Below are 24,149 nucleotides of genomic sequence, written 5' to 3'. Positions count from 1 at the left end.
CGGTGAACGATTAATCTGTATACAAAGTAACTATGTTGTGTTGACCGAGCGCACGGCTGTATCCTCGCCCTACTCGCTCCCGCCGGTCGCTCCTTGAGAACAGAAACGTAGCCTGTAGCTGTTAATAATTCGTGCTGGTATTTAGATATATAATCAGTAATATAGAGATGGTTAGCGTTATTTGTGCGTGAATCATATTTACTAGGTGACAATGGCACCTGCCACTGACCCAAAAAAAGAAAGTGTCTCTCGGCGCGCATTGCTTGGATCAGTCATTGCTGGAGCAGGTGCTGGACTTTCCGGCTGTACAGACATAATTGATCGGTATTTTGACGATAGTGAAGAACAGGTGGAATTCACGTTAACCGCACAGATCGGAGAAGAAGGTGATCAAGGAGGGCTTAAAACAGCTAATGACCTCATAGAAAAGCTTGAGACAGTGGGTGTAGACACAGAACGTGATTTGCGGACAGATACTGAGCTGGTATCAAAGATTCTCTACGATCAAGATTTTGATGCGTTTCTATACCCATTACCGAAATTACGCTACCCAGAACAGCTTTACTTTCTTTTCCATTCAGAATATTTAACAGAAGCAGGGTGGGCAAATCCATACGGATATACGAACTCTTCTGTTGACACATACCTCAAGCAGTTTGTTGGACTGGAAAATCAGTTTCTTTTAAACGGAGGTCCAGAAGATCCAGAAGAGTCACTTCAACGATTCCTCTCTGTGTTTTATGACGAGTATCCAATGATCCCACTTTGTCGTGTGCCTGAGCAAAGATTAGTTCGGACAGACCGATATGATGAGTGGGATAGAGATTATATGGATCGTAAATGGGGTTACATGTCAGAGACCTCAGAGATGCTCGATGAGTTGGAGATGAGCACAACAGTTAGCACTCCATTAACAAACCTGAACCCATTCACATCGCGACAAGATGAGTGGCCGACAACCAACTTGATATACGATTCGCTAATGATTGAAACAGGTGAGGGAGTCGAACCTTGGCTCGCTGAGAATGTTACATGCTCAGGAAATAAGATATCAATCACACTCAGGGATGACGCATACTTCCACGCTGAAGAAGAAGGAGAGGAAAAAACACCAGTAACTGCTGAGGATATTAAATTTAGCTACCGGCTAATAAACGATCTCACGCGCGGAGAAGGTGGAACAGAATTTGCAAGCCCTCGACATAAATGGACATCTACCCTTGTAGACGAGATTTCAGGAGAGGATAGATCAGTAACAATTGAACTATCACAGGATGCAAATAGCCTATTTGACGAGGATGCTTGGAAGCGATGTTTATTACCCCCTATTGTTCCAAAATATCTATGGGAAGAAGAATTAGACGATGGCTCATTCATTGGGATTGATGCAGGAACGTCGTGGGAAGAGACATTGGATGATGACGTGCCGCTAATCGGGAGTGGCCCATATAAAGTTGAAGATGAAGGTAACGACGAGGTTGAGTTATCACTACACGAAGATCATTTCAGTATTGGTTCAGAGAGTGATATTTCTGTATCGCCAATTGCAGAAGAGATTGTTATTACATTAGATGCAAACCAAGCTACAGTTATCGATCTGATCGAAGATGGAACTATTGATGTCCTTATAGAGCCGCTTGTGACTGAAGAAATGGATAATGCAGGAGGCGTTGCAGAGGATGATGAAAATATAGATATTCTTGATTCGAATTATCACCGGCTGTATCAGTTAGGACTGAATGCCCGTAAAAAGCCAATGAGCGATATGAACTTTAGAAGGGTATTTGCAGGATTATTTGATGTTGACCAGTTAGTTGAGGAAGAGTTTGATGGGAAGGCTTCCGCTGCATATACTCCATTGCCGGAAAGCCCAGAGGACGCAATGTGGTGGCCGAACAATATTGATTATCCAGATGAGTCCAGCGACAAGTATCCAATTGTCGAGTATTACGGGGACCAGGGATCGGATACGTTCGAGGAGCAAGCTAGACAAGCGTTTATGGATATTGGCTACCGATACGATGATGATGGAAACTTAGTTGTGCTTGGATAATGCTTAGGGCACTTCTAGTTAATGTCTCAGCTGTCGTTGCAGTCATGCTTATCATAATGACTGCAATCTCAGTCAGTAAGGGACAGATTCTATCTCTGAGAAAGGATTGGAAACGACGAGTCAAGCAGACAGCACCAATTGCAATATTATTGGTTGGAATTTTGTTATTTAATAGCTTTGCGAGAGACAGGGTTTTTGCAGTATCTCGACGCATCGGTTGGCGACCAATAGGACCGATCAGTGACTATGAGGAAACAATAATATTGGCTATTCAGGATGTCGTCATCCATGAGCTGACAGTGTATTTTTCGTTCATATATGTGTACGGATACGCGTTTATGCTGATTTTCCCAGTTATCGCATATCTTGTGTTAACAGATACGATACACCTGAGAAAGTTACTGACCGCATATTCAGTCAATTATATGGTTGGAATCGTGTTTTATACGTTAGTACTGCTATATGGACCACGAAATACGTTCACCGATTTAGTGACACTCTATGAGTTCCAACCAGAAATGCAGTATATAACCCGAGAAGTAAATGACAACACAAACGTATTTCCATCATTACATACCTCACTTTCAGCAACAATAGCTATTTTCGCATATCGAACTCGGGATGCCTACCCAGTCTGGAATGTGGTCGCACTAATACTTGCGGCAAGTGTAGCCATTTCAACAGTATATCTAGCGATTCACTGGGTTGTTGATGTAATTGCTGGGCTGATACTTGCGTGGGTAAGTGTATTAGTAGCGGATATGACGGTTGATAGGTTCTCAGTGACGAGGATAGTATATAATATTTTTGACAAAATTCGTAGCACTGGTAGTCATCTCCGTGGTAAGATATATTCAGTCTGGGATACCCTCCGCAGCAAAGCACAGAAGGTCCGTAGCAAGGTTGAAACACAAAAAGAGTAGCAAGCAGACACCTGACAAGTATCAGACTACTATTCGTTCAGTCTGATCCCTGTGCAGCTGAGTTGCTATCTTTGTACAGGCAGTCAAGGCGACTGCCCCCGGGGCTTGACCCCGGGGTGAGTTCACGAAGAAGCTGTGCTGGTTCTCGGTTGAAGATTCAATCCGCGATCAGATCATCAGCAAACTTTCCGTGCTGGTCAATGTGTCTAACTAGCCCACCATCATTGAGAAGTCGGCGCATTAGCGGCGGCAGTGGATCAAATTCGATTGTTTCGCCAGTAGTCTCATTATTAATGACACCAGCATCTAAGTCAACAGACAATTCATCACCTTCACTAATGCGCGAAGTGTCACAGGTTATAACCGGCAGACCGACGTTGATAGCATTTCGGTAGAAGATACGGGCAAAGGATTCGGCAATCACAGCAGACACACCAACTCGTTCGATGATAGCAGCAGCGTGTTCTCTAGAGGAGCCCTGTCCAAAGTTTTCACCAGCGACAACGAAGTCACCTGGCTCAAAAACCTGCATGAACTCTTCGTCAGTTGTCTGTAACTGAGCATCTTCAAGAGTGTGCTCAGCAAGTCGGTCAAGGTCAGATCGCAGGTCGAAGTAACGGCCAGGGGCAATTAAATCGGTAGAAACGCCATCTCCAACGTACCATGACTGGCCGCTGAGATTCGATACATCCCGTTCAAGCTCTTTGCCTTCCTGAACGATGTTAGCTGGATCGCTCATGGCATCACCTCGCGTGGATCTGTGATTTCGCCTGTGATTGCACTTGCAATGACGGTTGCTGGACTACCCAAATAAACCTCAGATTCAGGGTTACCAAATCGGCCACGGAAGTTTCGGTTATTCGATCCAATAGCAACTTCATCGTCAGCAAGCGCTCCCTGATGACCTCCATAGCAGATACCACAGCCTGGCGTATTAACTGCCGCACCGGCACGATTGAGAGTTTTGAGAATACCCTCATCCATTGCTTGTTCGTATACTTCACGAGAAGCAGGGTTAACAATTAGTCTGACCCCGGAATCAGTGTCACAATCGTTGGCCTCCAGAATGTCAGCAGCGATCCGGAGATCTTCAATCCGGCCATTTGTACAAGATCCAAGGAAGGCCTGATCAATTTCAACGTCTTGAACACTCTCATCTTCAATGGATACAACGTTATCGACCTGATGAGGACGGGCAACAACAGGAGACAGCCCGGACAGATCGTACGTAAATTCGCGATCATACTCGGCGTTGGGACTTGGAAACACAGGCATCCAGTCATCTCCTCGGCCACGTTCTTCTAAGAACGATTTGGTTCGTTCATCAGACGGGAAAATTCCGCACTTAGCTCCAGCCTCAACAACCATGTTTGAAACGGTTATTCGCTCGTCAATACGCATCTTGTCAACTGCTGGGCCAACAAACTCCATTGCTCGATAGGTCTCACCATCAGCACCGACATCGCCGATAATCTGCAATATCAGATCTTTTGCATAGACGCCTTCAGGAAGGTCGCCCTCAAGATAGAACTTATCTGCTTCAGGGACACGGAACCACGTCTCACCAAGTGCAAACGCAACACCAACATCAGTACTTCCCATACCAGTTGCCATCGCACCAAGAGCTCCACCACTAACAGAGTGTGAGTCAGCACCAACGAGAATGTCACCAGGAGCCGTATAATCGTATGTCATGACCTGATGACAAATTCCGTCGCCTACTTCACTCAGCTGACAGCCAACCTCAGTGGCAAATTCACGTAGCAGATCATGCTCATTAGCCATCTCAGCGTTCATTGGTGGTGCCTGATGATCAAGGAAAACAACAGTTCCTTCCGGTATTTGACATTGGACTAAGTCAAGATCACGAAGTTGTCGAACCGTTAAAGGGCCTGTTCCGTCCTGTAGAAGTGCTTTATCTACTTCAGCCAACACGACATCACCGGCGTCAACAGATTGACCTGCTGCGTCACCGATAATCCGCTCAGCCATCGTCCCAGTAGCATCCGGTCCTGGATCCGTCTGGTCCGACGCTGTTGTCTGTGTTTCTGACATGTGAATTTTAATTACCAGACCTATTTTATAATTATTATTCTTTATCTTAATAATGGTATGACATGTCTATCCACACAAAGAACAGATTATGTTAAGTTGATGATTTCGTGTATAGCTCAGTAAATCTCGCAAACTACAAGATAAGACCCAAAACGTTGAGCTGTGCGTTATATAAACTAAGATATCACAGTCCGTTATTCATACCGAAGAGCTTCGATAGGATCAACTCGGGTTGCACGCCACGCCGGGTACAATCCTGCAATGATTCCGGTCGCAATTCCCATTCCAACGGCAATCGCTATCCAATCGAATGGGATAACGAACCCGACATCTGCGTAAGATGACGCAATATAGCCCGTCCCAAGCCCAATTGGAATTCCAACCAGAGCTCCAAGAACTCCTAGCATAATTGATTCAGAAAGGAACAGGCCCATAATATCACGATTTCGAGCACCGATTGCTTTCATGATACCAATCTCTTTTGTGCGCTCAGTAACGCTAACAAGCATAATATTAGCAATCCCAAAGGCTCCAACAATTAATGCGAGGATGCCGATGCCGATAACAAACTGTGTAACGTCGGTAAGAACTGACTCTACGCCTTCAATAATATCTAAACTTGATGTAACAGAAATATTGTCACTTTGAGTTGCTGCATCAGAATCATCAAATATGTATGCCTCAACATTATCCTGTACCTCACGAACGTTATCAGGAGATGCTGTCACTGTCAATTGCTCGTAAGCGGTTTCCTCTATTAGTCCGTCGGTCTCAAGAGAACCATCGTACAGGTCACTATTGGTAGATATATAATATCCATCGCCGAAGTCTGGAAGTAGTGTTGTATCAGTTTCTTCGATAATGCCAACAATGGCAAGGGTTTGCTCATCCTCTGCTGTCGGATCAACGGTAATGGTACCCCCAACAGAGATATTCTCTTCAGGGACGTTTTGCTGAAGACTCTCACGAGTAGATTCAGTGATGACTATTCCATTACCGTCGTCTTCATATACTTCTCCACTGATGAAATCGTCATCAGCAAACTGGTTACTACTGATAGCAGTTATCGTAGGATCTAACGAAAGGTTGGAGTCATTATATGCTGAGATACCACCAGATACAGAGCCCTGTCTAACAACATCAGTTACGCCCTCAATTCCCTCAAGTTCAGTCGCATCGGTTTCAGTAAAAATCGGGCCTGATCCAAAATCATCGAGGTCAGGCGGCGAGCCTGGACTATCAAAGTCAAAATCAGGCTGTTCAGCGACAACAATTTCGTTAGCTGACGTTTCTTCGAACTCATCAAGCACATTACCCTGAACGCTGAACCCAAAGCTTGCGAAGGCGACGACAGCACCAATTCCAATTACAATTCCGACGACAGTTAGCGTAGATCGTAGTCGGTGTCCATACAGTGACCGACCAGCAATTTGAAGTGTATCTTTTAGGTCCATTGTTAGTTAAGCTGTTCAATCTCGATTAGCTCCCCGTCCTTGAAATGTACAATTTGATCAGCGTGCTCCGCGATACGACGGGAATGTGTAACAAGCAGGATGGTATTCCCATTATTATTGGCATCTTGTAGAAGCTGCATAATTTCTTTACCAGTCTCTGTATCTACGTTACCGGTTGGCTCATCAGCAAGAATGAGTTCTGGATCAGAAATCAGTGCCCGGGCTATGGCAACACGCTGACGTTGACCTCCGCTTAACTCAGGCGGCAAGTGATCTGTTCGGTCGCCAAGCCCCACCTGTTCAAGTAGATGGACAGCCCGATCAAGTCGTTGCTCACGGGAAACGCCAGCAAACGAAAGAGGTAGTGCAACGTTTTCCACTGCTGTTAATCTGGGCATCAGGTTAAACGTCTGGAAAATAAACCCAATCGTGGTTCCACGAAGAGAAGCACGCTCGGACTCAGATAATGTAGCAACGTTCTGGTCATCGACAACGACATTGCCGCTGGTAGGAGTATCTAATGCGCCGATTAGGTTCAGGAGGGTACTCTTGCCTGAACCGCTTGGACCCATAACCGCCGTATAAGACCCTTCTGAGAGTTCTAGTGAAATATCATCAAGTGCAACAACAGTTCCGCCAAGATCGTACTCTTTGCGGACTGAGTCAAGTTTTACAACTGACTCATGTTGTGACGATTGGACTGCATTCATACCTATATCAATACGGGCTCAACCATGCTGAATGTTCTGCCGTCTGCGAGGCTGTTGACTTGTCTCTGACAATTGATGACCCCCACAGCTAAAGCCGGTGAGCGTTCGCCTCGCTACCGCTATAAATGAGAAACTACCTTGATCTGCTCGAGAAGTATGAAAAACATCCGTGTGCTACCGGAGGCGGAGAGTATTTTACGCGTCATCACCTAATAATATTAGATATATGGGTGTCGATAATCGCGGGATAGGACGGGTCACTCTAATTGTTGCTGTTGCACTTCTTGGCGTGTCAGGTGCGGCAGCAATTGGGGTGACCATTGGATCAGAAGATCCAACTGGTGAAGAGGTTCTTGAGGAGGCATATAACCAGTATGACGAAGCAGAAACAGTTTCAATCGACGCAACCGTCACAGTGTCAAATGAAACTACAGAGATAGGCACGTATGAGGTACAGACGGTTGTAACAGATGATAATCAATCTATAGTGACTGCATCGTATGATAATCAGTCAGTGACTGGAGCGACGACAGCAGAGTATAGTTGGATCCACCCAGAAGACGGCGAGTATTACCTACAGATAGAACAAGAGAGGGCTGCTGTGTACACACTCACAGGAGCGGAAGTGGCGAGTTTTGAGTACGGGAATATAACAGACGAATTCACTGGGAACTTATCAGAAGAAAAAGACTGGGAAAATATTACTAAAGAGAACGTAAGCCAAGAGACAATTGAAGAAGCACTTGACGAAATAGACCAAGAGTTTGATCTTAACGAATCATTCGGAGAAATAGATGGCGATCTTTTGCTCAATGACTCTAAACATCCGCTATTTGGGAACAACGGAGAAGAGAGTAACATAACCGGTGGCGATGCTTTAGAGATGTTCTCAGCAAATGCGTCAATGTACAATCTAACTGAGAAGGTCGAAGCCATCCAGGAGCATGAAATGGTAGAGAAGGATCTTGAATCGGTCATAGAAAATATTTCTGAAGAAGCCGAGCAAGAAGCAACAGCATTCGAAGAAGGCATTGTCATAGAACGGACTGAAACAACTGAATATAATGGAGAAGATGTTCATGTTGTATCGGTCACTCACGAAGACGAGTCAATAGATGGGGAATTGACATACTGGGTTACGACGGATGAGTACCACATTGTAAAACAAGAGTTAACGACAGCTACCGGAAGCATTACTGCTGAGTTCGATACTGAAATAGACAGGGACATTGCAGACAGTACGTTTGAGCCACCAGAGCAGGAACAGGAGGTAATTAACTCTTACATCGAACTACAGGACCAGACACAGTTTGAATTTGTACCCGAGGTAGTCAACCTACAATCAGAACCAGCGCAGTACGAATTTGATTCTGGGACGGTAGTAACTATTCCAGAGATTGGTGGACAGGTCGCCAGTGCTGTATACCAAAATGAAACAGCGTCGGTGGCCGTTATCCAAAGCAGTATTATGCTAGATGAGTGGGTCGAAGGAACAGAGACGACAATCAACAATGAGTCGGTAACAGTGGTTAATGCATCTGAGCTTACTGAGATAGCCCCTGATATAGACAGTTTAGGAGAGATAACGGATGGATCGGCGGCAATTTGGACAGATGATGAGATAATGACGGTTGTTGTTGGAGATAAGTCTGAGCAGGAGATAGAAGAGATTGCCGCGGATCTAATTGAGTAAGCGGTCAGCATTTCTAGTAGTTCGATTTCTGCCCTTTATTGGTGACAATAACTTGATTCCAATGACTATCAAAGAGTTGCCTCAAAAGTATATGAAATGTTTACAGGCGAATCAAGGGAGTGCTTCAGGACTTAATCACAAGGCTGACACGGTAACAAAGTGAGCAGAATAGATCAGATTACAATTAGTGGTCAGGCATGAAAGTTGCGAAGGATTTCGAGGCCCTGTTGTGTTTGAATAAATTCTGCAACTGGGCGTTCTACATCACAGTGTGTACAAACGAACGTCCCATCAGGATGTGGTAAATCACTGGGAGACTCCTGCCATCGCTCGTTGCAATCAGGACACTGGATAGGGATCCATGATTCCTGCATGTATAGTGCATGAACACGGTAGCGTTATAATGATTGTGTCAATTTAACACCAGCACAATTGAACATCGGGGGAACGACAACCAACACATCCACAGGTTGAAATACGAATTCAGAACCAACTGTGCATGCATGGCAGTATTGTCAAACCTACCGCAAACGGAAACAGGACACATTCGGAAGAATGATGCAATGCGATGGCTGTCCTCACTTGATGAACCATCAGCAAAAGAGCTTGCCGAGTCTGTTGTCCCAAAGCCGCCAGAATTTACGGGCAGTAAGTATGCGACTGAAGTGTCTAGCGTTCGAATTACAGGAGAAGCAGAGTTTGTAGAGGCTGCCGCACGGTTTTTTAGCACATTCGAGAAATTTGAGAATGACGAGACGCGAGTTGAGGTTAATCTGCAACAAACAGAAGACCGAGAGAGTGAAGAATTAACTGACAACTACGCGCTCTATCTATCAATAGCAGAGCGGAAGTAGCTGGTCGTGAGAAGCAGATCGGTAATTTCAGGACAAAATCCTAAGTACAGTCTCAACCATTGAGTCCAATTCATACCTCTTTTTCTAACGCTGCTCTGTAATAATACGAGTCACGGGGTCGGCGGATTTCTCTGACTGTCCAATCAGTGCCGATTGTCGCTTCTCGTAGTCGTTCTGGACTAAATAGCAATGTTAGCACAATTTCTGACTGTACATTTTCGTACTGATAGTATACAGTCCGATACCCAATTCCTGGTGTGGGATCATCTCGGTATCCAAGCATCTCTGTCGCTCCTTCGTAGTCCGGATCATAGGCATCAATCACTGCGGTACCTGTGTCAGTCGTGATGTATGCAAAATCATTTAATAACTGTCGGAGTCCTAGCATTGATGTTGCCTGTCCAAGTTGTGTCCCAGATATCAGGATTGACTGAAACCGATCTTCAGGGAACTGGTCACGAACTTCAAACATATCTCCGAAGCGGGCGTCTTGAGCTCCACGCTCATTTAGTAACGTAACAAGTTGCTCGCTGATTTCAATTGCAATTGTTTCAAAATGTGTCTGAAAGTATAGAGTATCACGTCCTGCTCCCGCCCCTATATCCAGTAACGGGCCACGAAGTTGGTTTTCGATCCAGCCTGATTCTGGCAACGAGAAATAAGAATTAAAATAAAATTCATCAACTCGATGCTTGTGTTGGTTTGGTCCATCGCACTGCAACAGAGGGCTCTCCCGGCATTCACGATAGTGATCTAGCAGTGCTTGTCCAAATGGATCATCCATGTGAACATGTTGATGTTCGGCTGCAAGAATCCCATTGTTTCAACTTGTCAACTGCTCCGGGGTCACGATAGAACTCAGAACCAGTGTAGGGGATACTCAGAGCGAGTTTGGCCGAAAACAGACATGAGCCGTTGTTCACCAACGCCCTGCTCAAGTAATCGAAGAATCTGGTGTTTAATACGATCACCTCGCGTTGAGTCCTGTAGCCAATCGATATACTTCTTTGGATGGTTATGATACTCGACAGCAGCGTATGCTGATGCGATGGCTCGTCCAAGCCCGAATCGACTGGCCCAGTTTACAACGCCAGCAGCATCGCCAACTAACCGAACCTCTGTCCCATCTTGATGGAATGCACACTGACGATACGGACGGCTTCCCATTACTGGCTCGGTACCGTACACGACTTCACGTTCACTTGGAACAGGGAGACCAGCCTCCTCACATAGCGATTTGAAACGCTGGAGTTTGTTATCTGGTGCTTTTGTTCGATCCCAGCCCACTCCGTAGGTTGCCCGGATCTGGGATTTCGTCGTTACGTACATTTTTGCAGCGCCGAAGATAACCGCTACTGGGATAGGGTAGTACTGACGGAATTTCCCCGACTGCTGTGTGCTAACTGTCTCAATCGTCTTGGAATGTGAAGAGATATGCTCAAACGCATTCTGAGAAACTGGTTGTGGACCCGAAGCATCAATAATGAGATCGGCTGTTCCACACCAGTCTTGAAGTTGCTCTGGAGTTACAGGATGGTCTTCATAAACTGTTATTTGATTGTTCAGCTCAGTTGCCCACATCGTTTCATATACGTCTCGATCGATAATTACGCCGTCCTGAAGATTGAGTTTAAATTCTGTTATTTGCCGGCTTGTAGAATGTTCTACAGTCCGAAGTTCAATTTGATCGATGTTTCGAACGACACCGTCGACCTGCTTTGAAAATGGAAATTGTTGGTAATTAGGGACAAGTTCTCCCCAAGCACCCTCTCGAGAATCCGCATATGTGCCCTCATCATAGAGTTCTACATCATCAAAAGTTTGCGCCGCTTTCTGAGCGGCTGCAAGCCCGGCCATGCCGCCACCGATGATTTTTGCTGTTGTCATTCTCTCTCTTTGATCAGTATAAATGATCTGTTTAGATATCTCCTTATTTTTCCATTCACACCTTAATTCTAACGAGAAACACCAGCCTCATCAAAAGTTGGCATGTCACAGAGAACGCGACAGGCACTTCGATACATTCCAATTGCAATTGCAGCACCTGTTCCTTCGCCAAGACGCATTTCGAGATCGAATAATGGTGTTAAGTCTAATGCGTCAAGTTGTACTTTCTGCCCAGGCTCAGTTGACTGGTGAGATGGAAGCAAGTAATTGGTAACAGAGTTATCAATTGCCATTGCGATAAGTACTCCGGCAGCCACATTGAATCCATCAATGACAACCGGGATTCGCTGTTCTGCTGCTTCAAGCGCGGCTCCGGCGATTGCTCCAAGTTCAAACCCACCCACACTTCGAAGAACATCTATGCCCTCATTAGCGTCTGGACAGTGGTGGTTCAAAGCATCATCAATCACGTCGACTTTGGACTGAAGAGTCTGTTCGTCAATGCCAGTTCCAGGACCGGTAACCAGCTCTGGTGATGTATTTGTGATCGCTGCCGTAACAGCAGCACTGGCAGTCGTATTGCCAATGCCCATGTCACCAAGACCAATGATATCTGCAGAATCAGCGTGTTCAATGACAGTTGAGCGACCTACTTCAATGGCACTCGTTGCCTCTGGCTGAGTCATCGCCGGCTGCGTGCGAAAATTGTTGGTTCCATGTGACACTTTTTTTGAGATGATGTCTTGATTCTGATGTGTATCTCCGATAATACCAGCGTCGATGACGGTAGTTTCAACTCCGTTCACAGCTGCAAGAGCGTTTACAGCCGCATTGTCATTCGCAAGGTTTTGTACCATCTGTTGAGTTACCTCCTGTGGAAATGCACTTACGCCTTCATTTGCGATGCCGTGGTCGCCAGCAAATGTGAGAATATGTGCATCAGATAGCTCAGGTTGTGCGGTTCCTTTCATTCCAGCAATACGAACTGAAAGATCCTCAAGTCTCCCTAAGCTTCCGGGTGGCTTGATAAGATTCTTTTGTCGTTTACTAGCAGAGTCTGCTGCCTTGACATCCATTTCAGGGATATCCACGTCCATTTCATCCCCTAGTCAAGCAAATAGTTATTTAGCTGCTATGATACATTTTGAGAGAAAGAATATTGAGGACTCTCAGAAATACAAATCGAGAGAGTTCACTATATTTCACTGCCATAGTCAAGTATTAGATGAACCGATAAGGGATTCACCGGATGGTAAGTGAAGTACCCCAGGCGCGGTGGCCCGTGGCTTCGCCGTGGTCTCTGGCGCGAAGCCAGTGTAACGCCCGGTGACGAATTTAATTCCGCCCGCGCTCGTCTCTGGGGAAACTCACATGGAACCAGTAACACCCGAACACACCGAGAGTGCCACCGCAATAGAGGTCGTCTGTTGCTGCCGTGGCGGGTGTGTCCGTGGGCGTTCCAAACTGTTGTAGGGCGTCCTGATACTTAAAAATCGGGACGCAGCTGAGCGAACGCGCTTCACCCCCGCCCACGGTGGGGCGGGGAACTCGCGCTGCTTTTCGTTTAGACAGCAAGAAAGCATGTGACTAAGAAATAGAGTAATCAGTACTTACTCGTCTGACTTTCGAGCAACTTCGTGACGGCCAAATCCGTATCGTAATCGATTAGCAAGGCGGCGTCCGAACCGTTCTTCTCGGCTATTAAACCGTTCAGCAAGTGCTTGATAAATAAGTGGTACTGGGACTTCTTGTTCGAGTGCTTCCTGAACGGTCCAAGTTCCAGTCGAGCCGCCGGCAACATAGTCATCGACAGTTCCAAGATCAGATCCTTCCTCTCGGAACGCTTCTTCACACAACTCCAGCAACCAAGACCGAATAACTGATCCATTATTCCACGTTCGTGCGACGGCTTCGAGATCTAAGTCAAATTGTCCACGATGTAGTAACTCAAATCCTTCTCCGTACGCCTGCATCAACGCGTATTCCACTCCGTTGTGCACCATTTTTACATAATGGCCTGCGCCGGATGGACCCATATGATCATGGCCTTCTGCTCCGGTGGCAACGGAATCAAATGCCTCCGTCATTGTATCGTATGCCCATTCTGGGCCGCCAACCATCAACGAAAATCCAAGTTCGGCACCGGCAGGTCCCCCGGATGTGCCACAGTCTAGATATGCTGCATCGACAGACTTTGCTCGACGTTGTGATGCCTCAAAGTGAGAATTGCCGCCATCAATGACGATATCATCTTCACTCAGTTGCGGGCGTAGTTCATCAAGCGTTAAGTCCACCGCTTCACCAGCAGGAACCATCATCCAAATACGCTTCTCTGAACCAAGATGATCAAGAAAATCAGTCATTGATTCAGCAGGCGTTGCGCCGGTTTCTGCTGTTTCAGAGACTGCATCCGGATCAATATCGTATGCAACAACAGAGTGGCCGCCCTCTAACAGTCGATCAACAACAATCTGCCCCATACGGCCGAGGCCAATTACGCCAATTTGCATATTCTATGGTCCTACAGTGAGACAGGTATGAATTCCGGTTCCACTCCTATGCTGAAAAATATCTACCCAGTGGTTTTCGAAATATCGTATAGAAAAGCGATGCAATCACGCCAGTTAGTATAAGTCCTCTCGCGATGGCCGTATCAAAGACCAGAAAGCTTGGAATAGCCAGTAAAATCCCTAAAATAAAATCTTCGGGGGCTCCATCATATCGGATTCTTCCCCGAGGTGGAAGCCATGTTCCATGGATATGAGAGTATACAGCTCGTCGAGATCGTGTAGCCCATGGACGCATGCTTGCCCCACCTCCGAAAATATCAGATACAGAATGAAGGGCTGCCGCGAGTGTCCCGATACCTATCGTCACTGTCATCGGATGTGGATACCAGACTGCTATGGCACCCGTAATAAGCGCAATAACAGTGTAATAAAATGGATAGTGAAGAGTTCGACGGTGACGTGCAATGATATCAACGTCAGGAAACAACCCACCAATCAGTCCACCTATAAATGCGGGGACTGCAAACTCAGGGGCTACAGTGGCGACAATAGCTGCAAGGAATACACCAGCGAACCCATGCGTTGTCGCCATCATCGTTTTACTATAGGGTATCAGTGATCAAACGTCTTTTTCTCAACGCAGCAGTGGACGTGCTGTGTCAGGAATAGGGGCAAGTAGCGAACCGGGCGCAAGGTTGATTCATATACCAATTATAGATGGAGGTGTTATGACAGACAACGAGGACTACGGATTCTATACGAAGAGTCTTCATGCAGGGCAGGAACCTGATCCAACAACAAACTCACGTGCACCGCCGATCTATCAGACTACTTCATATGTATTTGATGACGCTGACCACGCAGCTTCGCTGTTCGGTTTAGAAGAACCTGGAAATATATATAGCCGGTTGATGAACCCAACGAGTGCAATCTTAGAGGAACGGTTAGCTGCGCTTGAAAATGGAACGGGGGCAGTTGTAACCTCAAGTGGCATGGCCGCACTCGATTTAGCGACATTTGCACTTGCTGAGCCAGGAGACAATATCGTAACGTCTGCAGCATTATATGGAGGAACATACACATATCTGACACACACCGTCGAACGACGTGGTATCGAGACGAAATTCGTTGATACACTAGATTATGAAGGCTATGAAGAAGCAATTAATGAGAATACGGCATATGTGCATATTGAGACAATTGGAAACCCAGCACTTGTAACGCCAGATATTGAACGAATTGCTGATATTGCTCATAGGCACGACGTGCCGTTGTTCGTAGATAACACATTTGCGACACCATACCTATGCAATCCAATTGATCATGGGGCAGACCTCGTCTGGGAGTCAACCACGAAGTGGATTCATGGATCCGGTTCAACGGTCGGTGGTGTCCTAATCGATGGAGGGTCGTTTGACTGGTCGCCAGAGGATTATCCAGAGATAGCTGACGATAATCCTGCGTATCACGGAATGAACTTCAAGGAAACGTTTGGTGATCAAGCATTAGCGTATACCGCTCGAGCTCGGGGGCTTCGTGACCTTGGGAATCAACAGTCACCATTTGACTCATGGGTAACACTACAGAAACTCGAGACGCTTCCATTGCGAATGGAACGACACTGTGAGAATGCAATGAAGGTCGCTGAATATCTGAATGACCATCCAGAAGTGGAATGGGTGACCTATCCTGGTCTTTCAGATCATGAGACACACGACACAGCATCTGAGTACTTGGATGGTGGTTACGGTGGCATGATTACATTTGGGCTATCTGGCGGGAAAGAGGCTGGACAGACATTTGTAGAGTCAACTGAGCTAGCAAGTCTATTAGCTAATGTTGGAGACGCAAAGACGCTTGTAATCCATCCAGCCTCGACGACTCATCAGCAGTTAACCGAAGAGGAGCTACTGAAAAGCGGTACGACTCCTGACCTGATCCGTCTATCAGTTGGACTGGAGGACGTAGAGGATATTATCGCTGATATCGATCAGGCAATAGAAAAAACAGTTAATTAGGTCATCAGTTGGATTGTTTTTGATTTGGCATCGAGAGGTCTCGATTTGCAACAGCTTCCAAAATGTCTGCAAGGGCGTCAGCAGCCCGGTTGGCGATGTCCTTGCCATCTTCGGCTGTTGTCGTGCTTGGGTCACCTACAACACCATTTTCAGTAAACTCCGCACTATCATATGCAAGGTTAACACCATGAATCCACTCGCCCCAGTGGTCACTTCCCTGTTCTCGGGCATTGGAAACCTGCTCTTCCCGTACTAAATCAGGATCAAAGTGCCGGATAAGAGCGGTTTCTGCTGGACCTCCATGTCCCATATTTACGTCAACAGACTCAAACCACGTGAAAGGAACAGCATACGCTGGTTCACGTCGGCTAATGGAACCTGCAAGCTCTCGTAATGCATCGATATTACCCCCGTGCCCATTGACAAAGATGACTCGGTTGAAGCCTTGTTTTGCAAGGCTCATTGTCGATTCATAGAGATAATCCCGAAATGTATCTTCAGTGACCCACATTGTACCAGGAAAATGTCGGTGCTCTTCCGCAATCCCGACGTTAAGCGGTGGTGCAATGACTGCTTCACCATCATACTGTTCGACACCCAGCTCAGCAATCTGAGTTCCTGTAATTACATCCGTACCAAGTGGGGCATGCGGCCCGTGTTGTTCTGTGCTACCAACAGGAAGAACTGCCAGTTCTGTATCAAGGTCCGCAACTTCTGTCCACGTGGCTTCTGATAATCGCATACGTGAAGTTACATAGTGGAGGGCATAAATTGAGGAGGTCTAATATTTTAGAGTTATCTCAAGGTAGTTCGGCTGAATGCGCTGGTCGCCTCAGACTTACCAGCTTTTTGGAGTGGAGACGACAACACTTTTTCACGGAGACGTGAGTATACGATATGGAACAAAAGCGGGAGTTAACAAGCGTTGACCTTCGAGCGTTGGCTGGAGAACTTAGTACATATTCCGGCGCGAAGGTCGATAAAGCGTACCTGTATGGAGATGATCTTCTGAGGTTGAAGATGCGTGATTTTGATCAGGGGCGCGTAGAACTGATGATTGAGGTTGGTGAATCAAAGCGAATACATACTGCCGATCCGGATCGAGTCCCTGATGCACCAGAACGGCCACCTAATTTTGCCAAGATGCTTCGAAGCCGACTTTCTGGGGCAGATTTTGTCGGAGCAAAACAGTATGGATTCGATCGTATTCTGACACTTGAATTTGATAGAGATGATGAATCAACGAAAATCGTTGCAGAATTCTTCGGAGACGGTAACATAGCTGTTCTTGATCCCTCGAACAAAGTTATTGATTGCTTGGAGACAGTGCGATTGAAGTCACGAACCGTCGCTTCAGGATCACAGTATGAATTTCCCGAAGAGCGAGTGAACCCGCTTGAAATCGATTTTAATACCTTCTGTCACTACATGGACGAATCAAGTGCAGATATTGTCAGAACGCTTGCTACCCAACTTGATCTCGGCGGGGAGTGGGCTGAAGAAATCTGTACTCGGGCAGGAGTAACAAAAACGAAGCCAATCGAAGAAGCGACTGAGCAAGAATATGAGGCTCTATACTGGGAACTGGATGCACTTGGGAATCGGCTATCAGATCTAACACTGGATCCACAGGTGTATTATGAAGATGAAAAACCAGTGAATGTAACACCAGTCCCAATGGAAGAGTACGCATCAGTACGGAAAGAACAGCATCCTACGTTCAATGCGGCCTTGGATGAGTACTTCACCGGATTAGAAACCGCAGACGAAGAGCCGGAAACACGACAGCGCCCTGACTTTGAAAGTGAAATCGAGAAACAAAAGCGGATCATACAGCAGCAAGAGCAGGCAATTGAGGATTTTGAACAACAGGCAGAAACAGAACGGGAACGAGCTGAAGCGTTATACGCAGACTATGGCCTAGTTGATGAGATTATTTCAACAATTCAAAACGCCAGAGAGCAGGAGATGAGCTGGGACGAAATAGAAGCATTACTGGACGAAGGAGCAGACAAAGGGATCGAAGCGGCGGATTCGATAACAAATCTCGATCCCGAAGATAACCGAGTGCAAATCTCACTTGATTCAGTAGAGGTCTGGGTAGACATCACGACTGGTGTCGAGCACAATGCTGATCAGCATTATCAAGAGGCAAAACGGATTGAAGAGAAAAAAGAGGGCGCAAAGAAAGCAATCGAGAATACAAGAAAAGAGCTTGAAGAAGTCAAGCAGCGGAAACAACAGTGGAAACAAAATGACCAAGAGAAAGACACAGCAGAAAAAGCAAAGAAAGAAGATAAAGACTGGTTATCAGATCCTTCGATTCCGGTACGGAAACAAGATCAGTGGTATGAGCGGTTCCGATGGTACCGAACTCGAGATGGGTTCTTAGTCATTGGAGGTCGAAATGCTGACCAGAACGAGGAGCTCGTAAAGAAGTATCTAGAACCAGGAGACCGGTTCTTACACACGCAGGTTCGGGGGGGACCAGTAACAATTATCAAAGCCGCTGACCCAAGCGAATCAGGAAAAAATGTAACGATCCCAGAGCAAGCAGAACAAGAGGCAGCGAAGTTTGCTGCCTCATATTCAACAATCTGGAAAGAAGGTCGGTTTGAAGGAGATGTATACGCTGTTGATCATGATCAAGTCTCCAAAACGCCTGAAAGTGGAGAATATCTTGAAAAGGGAGGATTTGCAATTCGAGGAGATCGAACATATTATCGAGATACCAATGTTGATGTTGCTGTTGGCATCACATGTGAGCCGGAAACGCGAGTCATTGGCGGACCTTCCGATGGAATCAAAGAGGAAACAGTCACCCACATTGAGGTTGAGCCGGGCCGATATGCTCAGGGAGACGTTGCTAAGCGTATCTACCGAGAGTTCCAAGAGAGATTTAAAGACACCTCCTTCGTACGATCAATTGCTAGCCCAGATCTTATTCAGCACTTCCTACCTCCTGGAACGAGTCGAATAAAAGATCAATAACGGCTTTCAGAAGTTCAAACTCTATCATCTCGAACGGATGTTACTCAACTAGTTGTATACCTATGTGCAAATTGATCCCCTCCAGCGGCTTTATCTGGAGATTCTCGCCACAAAACTGCTGCAATCCACACTGTGTGCTAAGATCAGAATCGACAGTTAGAGTCCCAATGGAAAGATGAGAGTTCGTAGTATAAACACAGCCAGTTGATGAGAGTAAGGAAAGGCTAGCCATTGGACTTATGAGATTTCCCCAATAACGCTAAATATGGTCCTATCAACCATCATATCGTTCGTGGTGAGTCTCCTTGTCGGCGCGTTAGCAATCTATGTAGGTGCAGCAATAATCGTTGACACAAAGGATTACGAGCATGCGATATTCACCGCACTGATTGGTGCAATTGTGTGGGGAATTACCGCCTTCTTCTTAGGCGGTATTCCATTGTTCGGGCCCCTAATTGTTTTGGGTGCCTACCTCTGGGTCATCAACGCACGGTATCCCGGAGGATGGAAAGAAGCTGCTATGATTGCAGTGAGTGCCTGGCTGGTCGGTGCAATCGTATTAACACTGCTTGCCAGTGTAGCAGTGATTGACTCTGCAATCGGGGTACCATTTATATAGATTGGAAATACTTTGTCTGTGTCTTTTTCCCTATTGTTTGTCTGAATATTGGATATCTACAGTTGTATGATATAAATCAAGAGCCGTCAGCGGTATAAATCCCTCAAGGGCAATCTGGGATACCTAGCCTATATTTTGGATCAAAAGCAGTAATCTAATTATGGAATATTTCTTTTGAACATAAAGCGGTAGCAAGCAATACATAACTTCTGTTACTATGCGTCCCTGAGTTACATATATGCGAATTAAAGAACGGGAGCAGCTGGATGGAGAGGAGGAGCGAGTCACGGTTGTTCCCGACAACGTAGACGATTTATGGCATCTTCAGTATGTTGTTGAGCCAGAGGATATTGTCTCAGGGGATACAACACGACGCATACGTCGCGACGACGAAGACCTTCGTGATACCGGCGGAGAACGAGAGCACCTATGGGTTGCAATTGAAGTTGAAGAAGTTGAATTTCACCGATTTGCCAATCGACTTCGAATAAGTGGAGTAATTAGCGACTGTTCACGAGAAGATCAGATTGGACACCACCATACGCTCAATGTTGAGGTCCACGATGAGGTAACAATAGAGAAAGTATTCAAGCCTGATCAGCGTGAGCGATTGGAAGACGCTGAAGAAGCAGCAGACACACCAGACGTGGTAATTGCAACCGTTGAAGAAGGAGAGGCGTACGTGTACACGGTTGAACAATATGGAACAGAAGAACGAGGGCGATTTACAGGAACGACCGGAAAGGGTGAATATGCGCGAAGTCGAGCAGAGTTATTTGCAGAATTGACGGATGCACTCCGTCGAATGGATCCAGATGCTATTGTACTTGCCGGGCCTGGGTTTACAAAACAAGATGCGATGGATTACATCGAAGAAAACACTGCGGACTTGGCATCACGAGTCACAACAGTAGACACTAGTGCTGGTGGCGATCGAGGTGTCCACGAAGCACTCAAACGAGGTGTGATCGAAGAAATACAAGAAGAGACTCGAATTGCACGGGAAGCAGAGCTGTTGGATAAGTTAAGAGAACGTATTGCTGAAGGGACAAAAGTTGCGTATGGGCCAATGGAAGTCGAAAAGGCAGCTGAATACGGGGCTGTAGAGACGCTGTTGGTAGTTGACGACCGGCTTCGAAAGGAACGAGAAGCAGAGGGTGACTGGAACATCGACGTGAACTCAGTCGTAACAGCGGTGGAGCAACAGGGAGGAGAAGTAGTTGTCTTTTCGGGAGAGTTTAATCCGGGACAGCAGTTATCAAACCTTGGAGGGGTTGCTGCGTTGCTTCGGTATCGACTGGAATGATCTGATTTGATCTAAAGGAACGTAGTGAGGTCCGGTCATAGCAGCACGTTATCGGACGGTATAGCTTCGTGAGTACACCAGCTTAAGAGATAAATTGCAACAAAACAGCAATTGACAGGCCTGATACGGACTAACAAGTGAGTGTCGAAGACACGCATTCAGTGAAAGAACTATAGGACTTAATCAAGTAGTACATAGTACAATGCACAAAGATGAGCTTCTAACCCTTCACGAACAGATGGTAATGATCATGGAGCACTTCGAGCAACGGGAGAATATTGATCCTGAGATATTTGAATCATACAAAGAACTCGGAGTTGATCCATCACACGTTCATAAGTCGAAAAACGAGCACAAACATGCAGTGTTTGTTCTTGGGAATGCGCTCGCAAAGGCAATGAGTGAAGACGAGTTCTCCTCAGCAGGACGGATCGGAAAACGAATGAAAGAGCTTGCTGAAGACGCTGAGCGGAAAGTCTAAACTGGAAGTCAAGACAAGAGGGATTCCCGTTGTGACGTTGTCACAGACCGAGAGACATTGCTGAGAAAGGAAACACAAAAAAGAGCATCACAATTGTGATTTGACCTCCTTTCGCGGCTAAAGCTGGAGGCTTTCGCCTCGAACTGTTGTATTGCATCTATTATTCTAAGATTACACCTGTAGCTGTTGGAGAGAAATATAGGATAGATGGTGGTATTATATTATCCTTCTACTTCAGACGCTTCATCTAGTTTCATTGACTGAAGAGTGTCGATGGTTTCCTCGATTTTCTCGTCGAGTTCACTAATAAACTCTTCAGTTCGCTCGGTTGTGATGGCACCTTGGCTTGATGGTTCGATCAGGTTCTCTTCTTCTAGAACACGAAGTGAGTACCGAACCTTATGGTGTGGATATCCGGTTTCGTTCGACATTTTAACGATACCAATCGGCTCACTCTCAATGACCATTCGGAGAACCTTGAGGTGCCGTTCGAGCATATCGACTTCCTTCTCAAGTCTGTCTATCATGGCATTTGTTAACTCGTCCTTCCGGGGTTTTAAAGGTTGTCGTCGCGGCGACGGGCGAACGAGAAAATAGCGTATTATTGCATGGTACATTGACGGGTAAATTAACTGTTTTGATCAGCCAGTCAATAACGTGGATCGAAATCCCTTTTTCCGCTGGGTGAAGTGCTCAAACTAATGACTGTCACGATCGTCGGCGCGCAACTCGGAGATGAAGGAAAAGGCGGCGTTGTAGATGTGTTTAGTGATGCTGCGGACATTATTGTTCGATATCAAGGCGGCGACAACGCTGGACACACTGTTGTAGAGGACGATGAGGAATACAAACTATCTTTAGTTCCAAGTGGAGCAATTCGAGGAAAAATCGGGGTACTCGGAAACGGATGTGTCGTTAACCCTCGGACACTGTTTACGGAGATCGATAAGCTCCAAGATCGAGGACTTAGCCCTGACGTGCGCGTTGCCAGACGGGCACATGTAATTCTACCATATCACCGCGTTATTGACGGGATTGAAGAAGATACCAAAGAGGATGATGACTTAGCTGCTGGAACAACTGGTCGAGGGATCGGACCGACCTACGAAGATAAAGCAGGACGGCGTGGGATTCGGATTGGAGATCTTCTTGATCCAGAAGTTCTGCGTGCGCGCTTGGAGTACGTGGTGCCCCAGAAACGGGAGTTGCTATCCTCAGTGTATGGCGTTGACCCAGATGAGATTGAAGATCCAGAGAATGCCTTCGATATTGACGCACTCTACGAAGAGTACAAGTCATACGGTGAGCGCCTGAAAGAAGAGGGTATGACTGTCAACTCAGGTGCATTTCTCACACAAGCAATTGAGGATGGAAATAAGGTAATGCTGGAGGGTGCACAGGGAACCTCCTTAGATATTGATCATGGAGTGTATCCGTATGTTACATCCTCAAATCCATCGGCAGGTGCGGCATCAGTCGGAACTGGTCTTGGTGTGACAACAGTTGGGCAAGGCGAGGTTATCGGTGTCATTAAAGCGTACTTGTCCAGAGTCGGGACAGGGCCATTGCCGACTGAATTAGGAGACATTGATGAACAAACAGCTGGATCAGGCACCACAGCCGAAGACGAGATTGCATCATATATTCGTGATCGAGGTGGCGAATATGGAACAGTGACAGGTCGCCCACGGCGTGTAGGATGGATCGATATGCCGATGCTCCGTCATGCAACGCGAACAAACGGGTTCACAGGAATTGCCGTTAATCATATAGACGTACTCGCCGGGTTAGAGACCGTCAAGGTCGGACACTCATACACACTTGATGGAGAAGAGCAACTAACAATGCCAACAACAACGGAAGAGTGGGGTCAGTGTGAGCCTAATTATCGTGAGTTTGATGGTTGGGATGATGTTGACTGGAAACAGGTCTCAGAGCAAGGATACGAAGCTCTTCCAGAAAATGCACAGGAATATTTAGACTACATCTCTTCAGAACTATCAGTTCCGGTCTATGCAGTTGGAGTCGGTGCAGAGAGAGATGAAACGATCATCCGTAAACACCCCTTCTAGAAGAAACAGATAGCTGAGAGACTGAATTTGCTGCGAGAAGGGAAAGACAAACGTCCGACCCGACCGCAAGGACAATCCACGAAGAAGACTCCAAGCAATGTTCATCTTGGAGCAGTTGTTTGGTGTCGATAGGTCATCACGTCGGGCTGATATTCTCAAGCGAATGAAGAAAATCTCACTTTGAGTTTTTGTATAACATATAAGTTAAGCCCCCACAGTTACTATACTCGATAGAGATGAAAGAATCCACACTTGATATTCTCCGATGTCCGCTGGACAAGGGAGAACTTGAATTGGAGATCGACAAGAAAGATGGCGACGAAATTCTTGAAGGAACGCTTGTGTGCAAAGAATGTGGAGAAAGGTATCCAATTGAAGACGGGATTGCTAACTTGCTTCCCCCAGATATGCGGGAAGAGGCACCGGCATAATATTCACAGTGTATATCAAAGCGGATGCCGCCGGGCTTGCCCCCGAGCTGGTTGACACTTCGAGCATTCAGTCTTTTTGATGTAACGCTCAT

General features: G+C 46.3%; 23 protein-coding genes. 11 read left to right on the top strand and 12 right to left on the bottom strand.

Annotation, left to right across the window (positions count from 1 at the left end):
* The first annotated feature begins 211 nt into the window (after positions 1 to 211).
* Complete coding sequence (locus K0C01_RS08580; RefSeq protein WP_255568441.1) at positions 212 to 2,053, top strand: ABC transporter substrate-binding protein; 1,842 nt, start codon at positions 212 to 214, stop codon at positions 2,051 to 2,053.
* The gene (locus K0C01_RS08575) at positions 2,053 to 2,976 is read left to right on the top strand and encodes a phosphatase PAP2 family protein (protein ID WP_221169295.1); all 924 of its coding nucleotides are present in this window, start codon (positions 2,053 to 2,055) and stop codon (positions 2,974 to 2,976) included. Before K0C01_RS08580 ends, K0C01_RS08575 begins: the two co-directional genes overlap by 1 nt.
* 157 nt (positions 2,977 to 3,133) lie before the next feature.
* Here the strand turns inward: K0C01_RS08575 and K0C01_RS08570 are convergent, their stop codons facing one another.
* From K0C01_RS08570 to K0C01_RS08555, 4 genes are all read right to left on the bottom strand, one after another.
* On the bottom strand, positions 3,134 to 3,715 hold the full coding sequence (locus tag K0C01_RS08570; RefSeq protein ID WP_221169294.1) for a LeuD/DmdB family oxidoreductase small subunit: 582 nt from the start codon (positions 3,713 to 3,715) through the stop codon (positions 3,134 to 3,136).
* Positions 3,712 to 5,031 carry a 3-isopropylmalate dehydratase large subunit gene (locus tag K0C01_RS08565; protein ID WP_221169293.1) on the bottom strand — a complete coding sequence of 440 codons (1,320 nt, stop codon included), beginning with the start codon at positions 5,029 to 5,031 and terminating at the stop codon, positions 3,712 to 3,714. Before K0C01_RS08565 ends, K0C01_RS08570 begins: the two co-directional genes overlap by 4 nt.
* A gap of 194 nt (positions 5,032 to 5,225) precedes the next feature.
* A complete protein-coding gene (locus K0C01_RS08560) occupies positions 5,226 to 6,485 on the bottom strand; it encodes an ABC transporter permease (RefSeq protein ID WP_221169292.1) in 1,260 nt (419 codons plus the stop codon).
* A gap of 2 nt (positions 6,486 to 6,487) precedes the next feature.
* Positions 6,488 to 7,195: an ABC transporter ATP-binding protein gene (locus K0C01_RS08555; protein ID WP_221169291.1), complete on the bottom strand. Its 708-nt coding sequence runs from the start codon at positions 7,193 to 7,195 to the stop codon at positions 6,488 to 6,490.
* Positions 7,196 to 7,421: 226 nt separating this feature from the next.
* Between K0C01_RS08555 and K0C01_RS08550 the strand changes: the two genes are divergently transcribed.
* Positions 7,422 to 8,888: a hypothetical protein gene (locus K0C01_RS08550; RefSeq protein WP_221169290.1), complete on the top strand. Its 1,467-nt coding sequence runs from the start codon at positions 7,422 to 7,424 to the stop codon at positions 8,886 to 8,888.
* A 191-nt stretch (positions 8,889 to 9,079) separates the two neighbouring features.
* Here K0C01_RS08550 and K0C01_RS08545 read toward each other — a convergent pair whose 3' ends face one another.
* Complete coding sequence (locus K0C01_RS08545; RefSeq protein ID WP_221169289.1) at positions 9,080 to 9,262, bottom strand: DUF7836 family putative zinc-binding protein; 183 nt, start codon at positions 9,260 to 9,262, stop codon at positions 9,080 to 9,082.
* Between the two features lie 129 nt (positions 9,263 to 9,391).
* Between K0C01_RS08545 and K0C01_RS08540 the strand changes: the two genes are divergently transcribed.
* Positions 9,392 to 9,742 carry a hypothetical protein gene (locus K0C01_RS08540; RefSeq protein ID WP_221169288.1) on the top strand — a complete coding sequence of 117 codons (351 nt, stop codon included), beginning with the start codon at positions 9,392 to 9,394 and terminating at the stop codon, positions 9,740 to 9,742.
* Between the two features lie 70 nt (positions 9,743 to 9,812).
* Here the strand turns inward: K0C01_RS08540 and K0C01_RS08535 are convergent, their stop codons facing one another.
* The 5 genes from K0C01_RS08535 to K0C01_RS08515 form a co-directional block, all read right to left on the bottom strand.
* A complete protein-coding gene (locus K0C01_RS08535; RefSeq protein ID WP_221169287.1) occupies positions 9,813 to 10,526 on the bottom strand; it encodes a class I SAM-dependent methyltransferase in 714 nt (237 codons plus the stop codon).
* Between the two features lie 74 nt (positions 10,527 to 10,600).
* Complete coding sequence (locus K0C01_RS08530) at positions 10,601 to 11,629, bottom strand: hypothetical protein (RefSeq protein WP_221169286.1); 1,029 nt, start codon at positions 11,627 to 11,629, stop codon at positions 10,601 to 10,603.
* A 68-nt stretch (positions 11,630 to 11,697) separates the two neighbouring features.
* Positions 11,698 to 12,726, bottom strand: coding sequence for a nicotinate-nucleotide--dimethylbenzimidazole phosphoribosyltransferase (gene cobT, locus K0C01_RS08525; RefSeq protein WP_221169285.1), 1,029 nt, complete (start codon positions 12,724 to 12,726; stop codon positions 11,698 to 11,700).
* Between the two features lie 513 nt (positions 12,727 to 13,239).
* Positions 13,240 to 14,139 carry a phosphogluconate dehydrogenase (NAD(+)-dependent, decarboxylating) gene (gene gnd, locus K0C01_RS08520; protein ID WP_221169284.1) on the bottom strand — a complete coding sequence of 300 codons (900 nt, stop codon included), beginning with the start codon at positions 14,137 to 14,139 and terminating at the stop codon, positions 13,240 to 13,242.
* A 46-nt stretch (positions 14,140 to 14,185) separates the two neighbouring features.
* Complete coding sequence (locus tag K0C01_RS08515) at positions 14,186 to 14,734, bottom strand: metal-dependent hydrolase (RefSeq protein ID WP_221169283.1); 549 nt, start codon at positions 14,732 to 14,734, stop codon at positions 14,186 to 14,188.
* Between the two features lie 133 nt (positions 14,735 to 14,867).
* Here K0C01_RS08515 and K0C01_RS08510 point away from each other — a divergent pair, with 133 nt between their 5' ends.
* Positions 14,868 to 16,157 carry an O-acetylhomoserine aminocarboxypropyltransferase/cysteine synthase family protein gene (locus tag K0C01_RS08510; RefSeq protein ID WP_221169282.1) on the top strand — a complete coding sequence of 430 codons (1,290 nt, stop codon included), beginning with the start codon at positions 14,868 to 14,870 and terminating at the stop codon, positions 16,155 to 16,157.
* Between the two features lie 4 nt (positions 16,158 to 16,161).
* Here K0C01_RS08510 and K0C01_RS08505 read toward each other — a convergent pair whose 3' ends face one another.
* Positions 16,162 to 16,899: a creatininase family protein gene (locus K0C01_RS08505; protein ID WP_221169281.1), complete on the bottom strand. Its 738-nt coding sequence runs from the start codon at positions 16,897 to 16,899 to the stop codon at positions 16,162 to 16,164.
* A gap of 155 nt (positions 16,900 to 17,054) precedes the next feature.
* On the opposite strand from K0C01_RS08505, the gene rqcH reads away from it, so the two are divergent.
* The 4 genes from rqcH to K0C01_RS08485 all read left to right on the top strand — a co-directional run bounded on the left by rqcH (position 17,055) and on the right by K0C01_RS08485 (position 21,554).
* Positions 17,055 to 19,148, top strand: coding sequence for a ribosome rescue protein RqcH (gene rqcH / locus K0C01_RS08500; protein WP_221169280.1), 2,094 nt, complete (start codon positions 17,055 to 17,057; stop codon positions 19,146 to 19,148).
* A 265-nt stretch (positions 19,149 to 19,413) separates the two neighbouring features.
* Positions 19,414 to 19,767, top strand: a complete 354-nt coding sequence (locus tag K0C01_RS08495) for a hypothetical protein (protein ID WP_221169279.1) — start codon at positions 19,414 to 19,416, stop codon at positions 19,765 to 19,767.
* A 238-nt stretch (positions 19,768 to 20,005) separates the two neighbouring features.
* The gene (locus K0C01_RS08490) at positions 20,006 to 21,073 is read left to right on the top strand and encodes an mRNA surveillance protein pelota (protein WP_221169278.1); all 1,068 of its coding nucleotides are present in this window, start codon (positions 20,006 to 20,008) and stop codon (positions 21,071 to 21,073) included.
* A gap of 202 nt (positions 21,074 to 21,275) precedes the next feature.
* Complete coding sequence (locus K0C01_RS08485; protein WP_221169277.1) at positions 21,276 to 21,554, top strand: UPF0058 family protein; 279 nt, start codon at positions 21,276 to 21,278, stop codon at positions 21,552 to 21,554.
* Between the two features lie 221 nt (positions 21,555 to 21,775).
* Here K0C01_RS08485 and K0C01_RS08480 read toward each other — a convergent pair whose 3' ends face one another.
* Complete coding sequence (locus K0C01_RS08480) at positions 21,776 to 22,081, bottom strand: hypothetical protein (RefSeq protein ID WP_221169276.1); 306 nt, start codon at positions 22,079 to 22,081, stop codon at positions 21,776 to 21,778.
* A gap of 174 nt (positions 22,082 to 22,255) precedes the next feature.
* Between K0C01_RS08480 and K0C01_RS08475 the strand changes: the two genes are divergently transcribed.
* Together K0C01_RS08475 and K0C01_RS08470 are read left to right on the top strand one after the other, a co-directional pair.
* Positions 22,256 to 23,626, top strand: a complete 1,371-nt coding sequence (locus K0C01_RS08475) for an adenylosuccinate synthase (RefSeq protein WP_221169275.1) — start codon at positions 22,256 to 22,258, stop codon at positions 23,624 to 23,626.
* Between the two features lie 236 nt (positions 23,627 to 23,862).
* Positions 23,863 to 24,057, top strand: a complete 195-nt coding sequence (locus K0C01_RS08470) for a methytransferase partner Trm112 (protein WP_221169274.1) — start codon at positions 23,863 to 23,865, stop codon at positions 24,055 to 24,057.
* Positions 24,058 to 24,149 lie beyond the last annotated feature (92 nt).

The organism is Salinarchaeum sp. IM2453, from assembly GCF_019693215.1.
Classification (GTDB): domain Archaea; phylum Halobacteriota; class Halobacteria; order Halobacteriales; family Salinarchaeaceae; genus IM2453.
The sequence above is the reverse complement of the archived record's forward strand: the minus strand, read 5'-3'. Positions and strand labels throughout refer to the sequence as shown.

Excerpts from the sequence above, each read along its gene's own strand:
- K0C01_RS08580 (WP_255568441.1), top strand. The coding sequence starts at position 212 with ATGGCACCTGCCACTGACCCAAAAAAAGAAAGTGTCTCTCGGCGCGCA.
- K0C01_RS08575 (WP_221169295.1), top strand. The coding sequence starts at position 2,053 with ATGCTTAGGGCACTTCTAGTTAATGTCTCAGCTGTCGTTGCAGTCATG.
- K0C01_RS08570 (WP_221169294.1), bottom strand. The coding sequence starts at position 3,715 with ATGAGCGATCCAGCTAACATCGTTCAGGAAGGCAAAGAGCTTGAACGG.
- K0C01_RS08565 (WP_221169293.1), bottom strand. The coding sequence starts at position 5,031 with ATGTCAGAAACACAGACAACAGCGTCGGACCAGACGGATCCAGGACCG.
- K0C01_RS08560 (WP_221169292.1), bottom strand. The coding sequence starts at position 6,485 with ATGGACCTAAAAGATACACTTCAAATTGCTGGTCGGTCACTGTATGGA.
- K0C01_RS08555 (WP_221169291.1), bottom strand. The coding sequence starts at position 7,195 with ATGAATGCAGTCCAATCGTCACAACATGAGTCAGTTGTAAAACTTGAC.
- K0C01_RS08550 (WP_221169290.1), top strand. The coding sequence starts at position 7,422 with ATGGGTGTCGATAATCGCGGGATAGGACGGGTCACTCTAATTGTTGCT.
- K0C01_RS08545 (WP_221169289.1), bottom strand. The coding sequence starts at position 9,262 with ATGCAGGAATCATGGATCCCTATCCAGTGTCCTGATTGCAACGAGCGA.
- K0C01_RS08540 (WP_221169288.1), top strand. The coding sequence starts at position 9,392 with ATGGCAGTATTGTCAAACCTACCGCAAACGGAAACAGGACACATTCGG.
- K0C01_RS08535 (WP_221169287.1), bottom strand. The coding sequence starts at position 10,526 with ATGGATGATCCATTTGGACAAGCACTGCTAGATCACTATCGTGAATGC.
- K0C01_RS08530 (WP_221169286.1), bottom strand. The coding sequence starts at position 11,629 with ATGACAACAGCAAAAATCATCGGTGGCGGCATGGCCGGGCTTGCAGCC.
- cobT (WP_221169285.1), bottom strand. The coding sequence starts at position 12,726 with ATGGACGTGGATATCCCTGAAATGGATGTCAAGGCAGCAGACTCTGCT.
- gnd (WP_221169284.1), bottom strand. The coding sequence starts at position 14,139 with ATGCAAATTGGCGTAATTGGCCTCGGCCGTATGGGGCAGATTGTTGTT.
- K0C01_RS08515 (WP_221169283.1), bottom strand. The coding sequence starts at position 14,734 with ATGATGGCGACAACGCATGGGTTCGCTGGTGTATTCCTTGCAGCTATT.
- K0C01_RS08510 (WP_221169282.1), top strand. The coding sequence starts at position 14,868 with ATGACAGACAACGAGGACTACGGATTCTATACGAAGAGTCTTCATGCA.
- K0C01_RS08505 (WP_221169281.1), bottom strand. The coding sequence starts at position 16,899 with ATGCGATTATCAGAAGCCACGTGGACAGAAGTTGCGGACCTTGATACA.
- rqcH (WP_221169280.1), top strand. The coding sequence starts at position 17,055 with ATGGAACAAAAGCGGGAGTTAACAAGCGTTGACCTTCGAGCGTTGGCT.
- K0C01_RS08495 (WP_221169279.1), top strand. The coding sequence starts at position 19,414 with ATGGTCCTATCAACCATCATATCGTTCGTGGTGAGTCTCCTTGTCGGC.
- K0C01_RS08490 (WP_221169278.1), top strand. The coding sequence starts at position 20,006 with ATGCGAATTAAAGAACGGGAGCAGCTGGATGGAGAGGAGGAGCGAGTC.
- K0C01_RS08485 (WP_221169277.1), top strand. The coding sequence starts at position 21,276 with ATGCACAAAGATGAGCTTCTAACCCTTCACGAACAGATGGTAATGATC.
- K0C01_RS08480 (WP_221169276.1), bottom strand. The coding sequence starts at position 22,081 with ATGATAGACAGACTTGAGAAGGAAGTCGATATGCTCGAACGGCACCTC.
- K0C01_RS08475 (WP_221169275.1), top strand. The coding sequence starts at position 22,256 with ATGACTGTCACGATCGTCGGCGCGCAACTCGGAGATGAAGGAAAAGGC.
- K0C01_RS08470 (WP_221169274.1), top strand. The coding sequence starts at position 23,863 with ATGAAAGAATCCACACTTGATATTCTCCGATGTCCGCTGGACAAGGGA.